Origin of the sequence: uncultured Winogradskyella sp., from assembly GCF_947496485.1 — a bacterium.
Taxonomy (GTDB): Bacteria; Bacteroidota; Bacteroidia; order Flavobacteriales; family Flavobacteriaceae; genus Winogradskyella.
Genome location: NZ_CANMCZ010000007.1, coordinates 21,015 through 31,260, shown reverse-complemented (window position 1 = coordinate 31,260; position 10,246 = coordinate 21,015). Strand labels below are relative to the sequence as shown.

Genomic DNA, 10,246 nt, shown 5'->3' with positions numbered 1-10,246 from the left:
CATTGAAGAAAATCACAGTTTTAGTATTTATTTTAATTGGTTTTATTGCCAATGCTCAAGATCCTATTTTTACCCAATCTAATTATATACAAGAAACATTAAATCCAGGGTTTTCTGGATTTGAAGATAGTGATCGAATAGCAGCTGGAGTATTAACCAGAACACAATGGCCTAATTTAGATTTGAGAGTAGATACACAATATGCCTATCTCAATAAATCCTACGATTATGGTCCAAGCCTTGGATTTGGTATTGGAGTGAATTTTTTAAGGCAACACGAAACTTTTAATAAATACAATTTTTACCAGTTTAATGTCAATTACATGCATCGCGTTAATCTTGATGGAGGTTGGTTTTTTAGACCAGCAATTGAAGTAGGCCTTGGTTTTAAAGATATTGGATTTAGTAATCTGACTTTAGCAGATCAGATTAATATTAGTACAGGAATGATTAATCCTGTTTCTGTAGATCCGTTGAGTAATAATACAGACAATGTATTTTTTGGTGATATTTCCGCTGGTATTGTTTTCGAAAGGGAAGAACGTAATGGAATTACATATTGGTTTGGTGCCTCAGCAAAACACCTCAATCGTCCGAATATATCATTCGTAGATGGTGAAAATTTACCATTAGATATATTTTATTCTTTACATGGTAATTTTCGATTTCCTTTTCTTCAAGATTATAATATTATGATGACTGCCAATTACATGCAACAAGGAGAATATAACCGGCTAGATATTGGTTCATTATTTATGGTGAATCAATTTCTTATTGGTATTACTGCTGCTACAAATCCGGCTAGAAATGACGATAATAGTCATGTATTAACCTCTATAAATGGATTTTTAGGATTAGAGTATGAAGAATTTAGATTCGGTCTTTCTTATGATGCCAATACTTCTAAAATAGGACGTACTAATGGTGTTTATGAGTTATCGATTACATACTTATCGCGTTGTCGAAGATGTAAAACTGATCGTAGTAGAAAAAGATAGATTTTATTTCAAATCCCAAACCAACGGTAAAACAAAATATACAATAATGGTCACCAGAATGATAGAAATCACGTTCATCCAAATCCCTTTTTTAATCATATCTTCAATTTTTAAATAACCAGAACCAAATACCACAGCATTTGGCGGAGTTGCTACAGGTAGCATAAATGCGCAAGAAGCAGCCAAAGTTGCACTTACCAATAATATGTATGGATGAATATTTAATACTGAAGCTAAGGCAACTAAAACAGGTAAGAGCATAGCTGTTGTAGCCATATTTGAAGTGATTTCGGTTAAAAAATTTACAGAAGCAATCAATATCAATAGCAATATAAATATGGAAACACCAATTAATGAGGTTAATTGATTTCCAATCCATAACGCTAATCCACTAACTTCAAAACCAGTTGCTAATGCCATTCCACCACCAAACAGTAATAAAATTCCCCAAGGTAACTTTACAGCTTCTTCCCAAGATATTAGTGAACTATTTCTTTTGCCATTTGGTATTAAAAATAAAGCCAACGAAGCAATCATTGCAATGATAGTATCATCAATTGCAGGCAACCATTTAGAAAGTAAAAACGATCTACAGATCCATGCTATTGCAGTTAAAGAGAATACAAATAAAATGACTTTTTCTTCATATGATATTTTACCTAAAGCTTTAAGTTGATTTTCAATTTCTTGGCGACCTCCAGGAAATTCTTTTTGTTCAAATTTAAATGCGAATCGTGTTAAATAAATCCAGCAGATTATCAACAGAATAATACTTATTGGAAAGCCAAACATAAACCATTGTGCAAATGTAATTTCAGTATTATATGTGCTCTCTACAACACCTGCCAAAACAAGGTTTGGAGGAGTGCCTATAAGTGTTGCCATACCACCAATTGAAGCGCTGTAAGCAATAGCTAGCATTAGAGCTTTTCCGAAAATTAAATTTTCATTTTCTTTAGTCTTAGGATTATCTTGAAGTTGTAAGACTATTGCAATACCAACAGGCAAAATCATAACTGCCGTAGCTGTATTTGAAATCCACATGGATAATAGTGCCGTTGCCACCATAAACCCAAGAATAATTTTGCTAACATTTGTTCCTACAAGTTTAATAATGTTTAATGCAATACGTTTATGTAGATTCCATTTTTCGATGGCAATTGCCAGAATAAAACCTCCAAGAAATAAAAATATGTACTTATGTCCATAAGAAGCTGTGGTTTCACTCAGAGATAGTCCACCAGATAATGGAAATAATATGATTGGTAATAATGCTGTGACTGATATCGAAATGGCTTCGGTTATCCACCAAACTGCTACCCAAGCTGTGGAAGCTAAAATGGCATTGGCCGAATCACCTAAGCCTTCAGGATGTAACAAAAACTTAATTAATATAAATAAAAGCGGTCCCAAAAATAGACCTACTTTTTGTTTTGGTGTGTTCATTTAAAATTATAGATACAGCTTTATTAAATGCTAATATATAATTATCATCTGGATTTCTATGGTTGTAAAAAAATTGGTGAAAGGTTTTACGTTTACTTAAAGGATTAAAAGCTTTTGATAAATTATGGAAACATTGACAGTTGAAAATAAGCTGCTTTATTGATTAGAATCATTATTCGCTCTTGCAGTAAGTTTACTTCTGCCAATCATTAAAGCATCTGGCTCAGTTTTCGTTAAATAAGATGTTGTCCATTGCCACATTGTTTTAATTTTGTTTCTATAGTTTATAAGTAAAAAAAGGTGTACTCCTAACCACGCTGCCCACGCAACCCATCCCGTTAGTGTTTTCTTAGGAATTTCCATATCAGCAGTAGCTTTGCTCTTACCAATTATTGCCATGGTACCTTTATCTACAAATTTAAATGGCTTTAAAGCTTTATTCTGAAACAACCTCTTAAAGTTTTTTGCTAGTTGCTTGCCCTGTTGCGTAGCAACACTTCCTAATTGTGGGAAACCTTCTTTATAACGATTATCGTGTTTTTGAATGCAAGTATCACCTATAGCAAAAATAGAGTTATGACCCTTTAACCTGTTAAACTCGTCAACCTCAATTCTATTTGCTTGCTTGTAAAAAGATTCTGGTAAACCTTCAAATTTGTAAGCTTTCACACCTGCTGTCCAGATTAAGGTTTTGGTTGGTATTTTATCGCCATTATTGAGAATAACGTTATTATCTTTAAAATCATCCACCTTAGTCTCTAGCATAACAATTACGCCTAGTTTGTTAAGACTCTTTTTTGCATAATCCTGAGATTTTTTTCTCATTCCACCTAGTAACGATTCTCCACCTTCGATAAGATAAATACGTAGTAAGTCCTTATTAATTTCTGGGTATATTTTTTGTAAAGCCTTATTTCTTAATTCTGCTAACATACCTGCCACTTCAACACCCGCAGGTCCTCCACCTGTTATTACGATATTACGTAGTTTTTCTTTTTCATCCTCGTCTTTGGTTATAGTAGCTAGTTCTGCAACACTTAAGAGTGTATTTCGCAATTGAATAGATTCTTCAATAGTTTTCATAGGTAAAGATTTCTTCTCAATAGACTCATTACCAAAGTAATTACTTGTTGTTCCTGTTGCAAGAACTAAGTAATCGTATGTCAATTTACCAGTATCTAAAATAACTTGCTTCGCAGCCTCATCGATAGATTTTAGTTCACCGATTCGAAATGTCAGATTCTTTTTACCCTTAAATAAGGTTCTAAATGGTGTACTTATGCTTGCCACATCTAGCATGCCTGTAGATACTTGATAGAGTAGAGGTGCAAAAAAGTTATAATTGTTTTTATCTACCAGCGTGACTTCAATGGCTTTATCACCTGCTAAATCTAATGCAAGATTTATACCTGCGAACCCACCTCCAATGATGACAACTTTATGCATACGATATAAATTATTAAATATGTACCGAATAATTAAGATGGTACATAATGAGCATTAAAATTAATGTTTTCACGAAGGATTATTACTATAAATCTTAAATTAAAAGTTTTAAACGAGACAAGAAATCTTTGTATTAAATAAAAGTGAGGGTACCACTGACCTAGGACTTTAGCGGACTTGTAATGCGACTATAAAGAACACAAAATCATTCCCCACTTATTATTTTAATCAAAGATGAATAAAAGTTTACATAATGTTTAACATTATTAGATCTATCATTACTCTTTTTAAGTCAAGTATCTTAGTTATAAGAGATATTTCTACAAACCTCTTAGTATAAATTTTTAACCACAGTGACAATGTTGAATTCAATGAAACGAGTTAATTAAAACTTTGAATAGGTTAAGTGACCTATCTAGGATCAATTATATTTGTGTTATCAATTTATTCAATTCCATGAAATACATACTTAGTATTATCGCTACACTTTTATTTTTTGTATCATCTTGTCAAATAGGCAAATTGGATGTCGTTGGTGACATCGATGGAGATCTAGAAGAGGTCTCAGCTGTTGAAACGGTTAGCAACTCATCTTTAAATTGGGTTCTTGAAGATGCAGGAAATCAGCCTAAGATTTATGGATTAAGTGATGATGGCAATATTCAAAAAGTAATTCTTATTGATGATGTTGATAATGACGATTGGGAAGACTTAACATCAGATAATGATGGTAATCTTTATATTGGTGATTTTGGTAATAATTCTGAAAAGCGAAAGAAATTTTCTATTCTAAAAATAGAAAACATATCTAATGCTAATGAGATTTCTAAGGCAAAAAAAATAAATTTTACCTTACCAAAAGGTGTAAAGTCAAAAGATTTTGAAGCCTTTTTTCTTCTGAACGACCACTTTTATATTTTTAGTAAAGAACGAAAAAAGGCAGTAGTAATAAAAGTACCCAATAGTGTTGGTGATCATAAAGCTAAATTTGTTTCAAAATATTATTTAAAGGGAAAAGATACTGAGGTAACTTCTGCTGATATTAGTGATGATGGCAAAACTATTGTATTACTGAATCATGATCGCGTTTGGAAGTTATCTAATTTTGCAGACGATAAATTTTTTGGTGGTACAGTAGAGGAACTTGATTTAGAGCACAAGTCCCAAAAAGAAGGGATATGTTTTAAATCCGATTCAATTTTATACATTACTGATGAGCGTAACAAATCTGAAGGCGGAAACATTTACAGTTTGAAACTATAGAAGTATCAATACGTATAAAATAAAAAAAAAGCCTTAGTTTCTGCGAGTCATGGACTGTATTAAAGTCTATAACTTTACTGTATTTATCTAATGCGCTAACTATTGATCCATACAGGCTAACAAACCTTTAGTCTTATAGGTAATTTTGAGAAGGAAAAATTATCATATAAATAATATTCAAACTTTTAAACTATAACAAGAGCACCATGCTCAGCGCATGAGTGTTCTATTCAATAAAAATAATATGAAAGAAAAAACAATTTTAATTACAGGTGCAGGATCTGGGTTAGGTAAAGGAACAGCTTTAGGTTTAGCAGCGAAAGGACATAAAGTTATTGCAGGTGTACATAAATGGGAACAAAAATCAAGACTGTTGAAAGATTCCAAAAAAGCAGGAGTAGAAGATAATCTTGAAATTATTAAACTGAATATTTTAGACCTAATGGATTGTCAGAAAGCATGGGAATATGATATAGACATTTTGGTGAATAATGCAGGAATAGGACACTCTGGTCCTGTATCTGAGATGCCTGTAGGATTAATACGTGAAGTTATGGAAACAAATGTGTTTTCAAATCTTGAATTTGCACAACCATTCATAAAAAAGATGATTGAAAAAGGAACTGGAAAACTAGTGTTTGTTTCTTCAGTTGCCGGACTTTCTACGACACCTTATTTAGGTGCTTACAATGCATCAAAACATGCTCTTGAAGCTATTGCACAATCTTTGAGAGACGAACTTACACCAATGGGACTAACTGTTGCTACTATTAATCCAGGACCTTATGATACTGGCTTTAATGATAGAATGTACGACAATTATGCACAGTGGTTTGATAAAGAAACCCATTTTACACCACTAAAAAATATTGAAGCCGCTGCAAAATCTATGGCTGAAAATCAGTTTAATCCAAAGGGAATGATTGAAAAAATGATAGAAATTATACCTCAAGAATCTCACAATTTTAGAACTATTTTACCTGTTGATTTTGCTGATATGTGTAAATCATATCAAGAGAAGCAATATAGTATTCAGTGTGATACTGCATTTGATTTCAAGGACTAATAGCGGTAAAACGAAGTGATTTATAAACAAGCTCACTGAAGAAGTTAATGTCTATCAATGGACTTGTTTATAAATCCGTTTTATTTTACGAATATCTAATACTCTGACTTCAAAAAACTCATCAAGGTTCGACGAAAACTAGTTAGAAATTTTAGTCTTTCACATGAAGGATTTCTAGCATCAGTATCTTCTTGAAGAACACGATGGTTAAATCTTAAACACGACAAATCTATATTGATACTTAAGGCCATTTTATTAGTTCATTCCTATGGGATAGAATTTGATATAATTTTATTATAGAATCAAAAATTCAATCCAAAACCAAACGAGAATCTTAAGCCTTCAACACTATTAAAGAAATTAAAGGTTCCTTGCACTGAATCTGCTGCAGATATCCAAAATCCGCCACCATAATCATTGTGCCATTTATCAGAATCTTCATTATCTATCCAAACTCTTCCGACATCACCACCACCGAAAATACCGATCTGTAAAGGCAATGTACTCGTTTTAAATGATTTGAATGCATATCTGATATCTGCACTACCAACTAGTGCATTTTGGCCTGTAAAGCGTTCTGTTCTGTAGCCTCGTAATCCGTTTCTACCTCCAATATTAGCAGCCTGATAAAAGACCAAATCATCACCAATTCTTATTTGAGATCTTACATCTGTTTTTAAAACCAGTTTTCTATTTCTTGATAGTGCATTATAGAAGCCTAAATGCGTATCTAGGTATCCAAAAGTATTTTTAGTTTCACTAGGTTCAGTTTTTATACCTGTTGTAGCATAAAATGTCATTGCTTTTGTTGGTGTAATTCTATCATCGAAGCTTTCGTATCTAAATATACCTTCTGCTCCTGCAAAAACACGTCTTTTGTAAAAATCTTCATTAGTTGTTGGTGCAAAAACTTCTATAAAACGGTTTGGTGTATTATCAATTTCTATAGCTTCAGCTAAGATTTTAAAACCATAATCACTTCCAAAATTCCCTTTTTTAATAAGTCCAAAACTCGCAGCATAAATACTGGTTTTTACCCTATTGAAATCTAGGTCTAAATCGTCATCATTATTTACAGTCTCATTGCCATAACCAAAAAAGTTATTAGTAAAATTTTCGCTAGTTATTTTACCAGAGATATGTAAATTCCAATCACCGAATAGGTTGGCAAATTCGCCATTGTAATCAAAACTAAATCCTTTTGTCGCAAAAAAGTAGCCTGCTTTAAATTTGTGTTGTCTTGTGAATGGGTTACGATGAAATCCTTTTTTTGTTGAGATTTTACTAATACCAATTAAAAACCCGTCGTCTGGATTAAAACCTAGACTTGGTGTAATAGAACCTGTGTAAACAATGTTTTTGTTAAAATCGAAAAGATTATTATTATAGGTATCTGCTAAGTCTAGCTTCGCTCCGTTATTTTCTTCGATCGTATTTTTCTTTGATTTATGATCGTATATTCTAACTCGTCTTCCATTTTTAATGCGATATATATCATTATTTTGACCACCTATAATACGTATGTAGATAGGATTATTGGCTTTTCCTGATACTTCAAATACATCGTCATCATCTAAACCATAAATCCAGAGGTTTTTAGTTATCTTCTTATTGAATGTTCGGTCTAACATTACTTCACCTTTTTCACCATCTTTAATTCTCGAAATTTTGACATGGGTCTCATTATCACCACTTCTGGTAATTTCAAAGAGATCGTCTTTATCAGTACCAGTTAGAATTACTAACTCATTTAAATAGCTATAATAGCGTTCTGCGATATCTTTTAAATTAGCTCTTCTGCCTTTTAGATGTTTTTGAATTTCTATCAAAGATTCATCTCTTACTTCTTCGGGTATTTTAGAAAATGCTTTAATTATAACATCATCTGTAATATTATTTTGAAGAAATTCTGCTTGTGCTAACCAAACGTCTTTTCCAGATTGCTGTATTAGTACTTTGTCGAGCTTAATACCAGCACTATTCATCCATTCAATATCTTTTAGCTCACTATCATAAACTTGTAATTGCTTTGTAGAACCTGATAATGTTTTCATTATATCTAATAATGCACCATCAAAATTTGAAAACACTTGGTCACGATCTCTTGGAATAGGTCTAAATAATTTATCACCATTCTCTTGGTTGAATTGTGCCCATCTCCACTGATCTTGGTGTCTGTCCCAATCTCCTAAAAGCATATCGAATAGACGTGCGCGTATGTAAGCATTCTCATCAATTTTATATTTTTCGTCTTCCCTTATTTTTTCAATAATATCATGTGTGCTTTCTAAATCATCTGCGTAGCCGAAGTTTTTTTCGTCCGAATAATTTTCTTCAGGACGTTCTTCAATCATGTATAATTCATCACCATAATCTGTATTGTAGTCTCCTAAATATTTGTGTTTTGGAATGTAGAAAAGTTTCGGATTTGTATGGTAAACCTCTGCAGCATCAGATAAATCTGGGACTACAGAAAAAGCGTAAGGATGAGCAGCTGTATAAAAGTCTAAAATTAAATCTTCGATTTGAGTTTTTTCAAAATCATCGGCAACATAGGTTTCTTTGAAAAGAACAGTTTGCAAATACTGCGTGGCGCTCTTTCTAAGTGCTCGCATATTCAATTCTCTTCCATCTTTCATTTTTAAACGTAATGAGCGTGTTTGATGTCCACCACCTGGCCTAACAATTTCTAACCCACCATATAAAGTATCTAATGTTGCTACTGGTACTTTAACCTTTGTACTGTATAAATCGCGATAACGGTCACCTAAAAGAACTTCATAAAAACCTGTTTTATCTGTTTCTTCTTTAGTATATATAGATGTTTCTATAGTGTTTGGAAACGTATCAGGTAGTGTATCTGTGTTAAATTTCTCTCGGTTTTTCGGTAAGACCTCTTTTGTATAGAGTAGCTTTGGATCTCCATTTTCTTCGCCATAAAAACTTACCCAACTACTACCATCTTTGAAGATGTTTAATTGTGCAAACCCCTGTTTACCATAAGTGAATAGTCCATTATTACTTAAACTAGCAGGAGACTCTTTGGCTCCAGAACCAGATACAATCTGTCTGATAGAATTACTTTCAATGTACTGCAAAGTATGTTCGTGACCAGAAGTGATTATAATATTATTATATTCTAAAGCCATTGTTTCTAATCGCTTCATCAGTTCGTTATAACGTTCATTATACCTATCTTGAATGGACACTCCTCCTTGCGTTCTTATTTGAGTTATTAAAGAGCCAATAATCGGTAATGGAACATTAAACTGAAATGGATAAAGATGCTTCCTAGCAGAATAATAACCACCATGTAAGCCGTTTGTAAACATGGGATGATGTGTAGCTAAAATGACTCTTTTGTGCTGAGCTTTTTTCAACTCTCCTTCTAATTCTTCTAAAAATCGCTTCCTAGTTTTTATTTCACAATCGTCATTTATGGTTGGGTTCTTGTTCCAATTTTCTAAATACCACTGCGTATCTATAGTGATAAGTTGTACTGTTTCTCCAATATCAATACTTTCTAGAGGGCAGCCATTTTCTGGTTGAAATGTGTTCTTCCCAAGTGCATCTTCAATATATTTTTCTTGACGTTTTAAGCCCTTAACACCGTCTGCATACCAGTCGTGATTTCCAGGTATAAAAATAGATTTACCTTTAAAATTGCTTACAGATTTTATCTGAGCATTTAAATGATTTTCTGCGTCACCCCGTTTTTCTGCACCTTTTTTAGGTAATCCGCTAGGATAGATATTATCTCCTAAAAAGATGGCGTAATCTTTATCTGAATGATTTTTTGAAATATGCTTCTTAAAAATTTGAAGTGCAGTTGATAAATCATTTTTAGGTGATTTACCAGCATCACCAATTAGATAAAAGACGCGATCAATTTCTTTTGATGGCAACGAGTGTATTTCGTTGTCGTCATTTTTATATTGTGTCTTTTTTGAAGCACATGCGACACATAGAGCACAAATTATTACTATTTGAGTTATTTTATTTCTTGTCATTTGTAATTTACTGCTAA

At 32.6% G+C, this 10,246-nt stretch carries 7 protein-coding genes; 3 read left to right on the top strand and 4 right to left on the bottom strand.

Annotated elements, in window-relative coordinates; translation table 11 throughout:
• Positions 1–2 precede the first annotated feature (2 nt).
• Positions 3–998, top strand: a complete 996-nt coding sequence (locus Q0822_RS16520) for a PorP/SprF family type IX secretion system membrane protein (protein WP_299125787.1) — start codon at positions 3–5, stop codon at positions 996–998.
• A 3-nt stretch (positions 999–1,001) separates the two neighbouring features.
• Here the strand turns inward: Q0822_RS16520 and Q0822_RS16515 are convergent, their stop codons facing one another.
• A complete protein-coding gene (locus tag Q0822_RS16515; RefSeq protein ID WP_299125786.1) occupies positions 1,002–2,444 on the bottom strand; it encodes a DASS family sodium-coupled anion symporter in 1,443 nt (480 codons plus the stop codon).
• A gap of 156 nt (positions 2,445–2,600) precedes the next feature.
• A complete protein-coding gene (locus Q0822_RS16510) occupies positions 2,601–3,890 on the bottom strand; it encodes an NAD(P)/FAD-dependent oxidoreductase (protein WP_299125784.1) in 1,290 nt (429 codons plus the stop codon).
• Positions 3,891–4,346: 456 nt separating this feature from the next.
• Between Q0822_RS16510 and Q0822_RS16505 the strand changes: the two genes are divergently transcribed.
• Positions 4,347–5,153, top strand: a complete 807-nt coding sequence (locus Q0822_RS16505) for an SdiA-regulated domain-containing protein (RefSeq protein WP_299125782.1) — start codon at positions 4,347–4,349, stop codon at positions 5,151–5,153.
• A 244-nt stretch (positions 5,154–5,397) separates the two neighbouring features.
• Entirely contained in the window at positions 5,398–6,219 is an 822-nt protein-coding gene (locus Q0822_RS16500; protein WP_299125779.1) for an SDR family oxidoreductase, read from the top strand.
• A gap of 95 nt (positions 6,220–6,314) precedes the next feature.
• Here the strand turns inward: Q0822_RS16500 and Q0822_RS16495 are convergent, their stop codons facing one another.
• Both Q0822_RS16495 and Q0822_RS16490 read right to left on the bottom strand, forming a co-directional pair.
• On the bottom strand, positions 6,315–6,470 hold the full coding sequence (locus tag Q0822_RS16495; protein WP_366125113.1) for a hypothetical protein: 156 nt from the start codon (positions 6,468–6,470) through the stop codon (positions 6,315–6,317).
• 51 nt (positions 6,471–6,521) lie between these two features.
• Positions 6,522–10,229, bottom strand: coding sequence for a metallophosphoesterase (locus tag Q0822_RS16490; RefSeq protein ID WP_299125777.1), 3,708 nt, complete (start codon positions 10,227–10,229; stop codon positions 6,522–6,524).
• Between the last annotated feature and the right edge of the window lie 17 nt (positions 10,230–10,246).

What these genes read in the sequence shown, in the direction of transcription:
- Q0822_RS16490 (WP_299125777.1), bottom strand. Translation starts at nt 10,229, where the DNA reads ATGACAAGAAATAAAATAACTCAAATAGTAATAATTTGTGCTCTATGT.
- Q0822_RS16495 (WP_366125113.1), bottom strand. Translation starts at nt 6,470, where the DNA reads ATGGCCTTAAGTATCAATATAGATTTGTCGTGTTTAAGATTTAACCAT.
- Q0822_RS16515 (WP_299125786.1), bottom strand. Translation starts at nt 2,444, where the DNA reads ATGAACACACCAAAACAAAAAGTAGGTCTATTTTTGGGACCGCTTTTA.
- Q0822_RS16505 (WP_299125782.1), top strand. Translation starts at nt 4,347, where the DNA reads ATGAAATACATACTTAGTATTATCGCTACACTTTTATTTTTTGTATCA.
- Q0822_RS16500 (WP_299125779.1), top strand. Translation starts at nt 5,398, where the DNA reads ATGAAAGAAAAAACAATTTTAATTACAGGTGCAGGATCTGGGTTAGGT.
- Q0822_RS16510 (WP_299125784.1), bottom strand. Translation starts at nt 3,890, where the DNA reads ATGCATAAAGTTGTCATCATTGGAGGTGGGTTCGCAGGTATAAATCTT.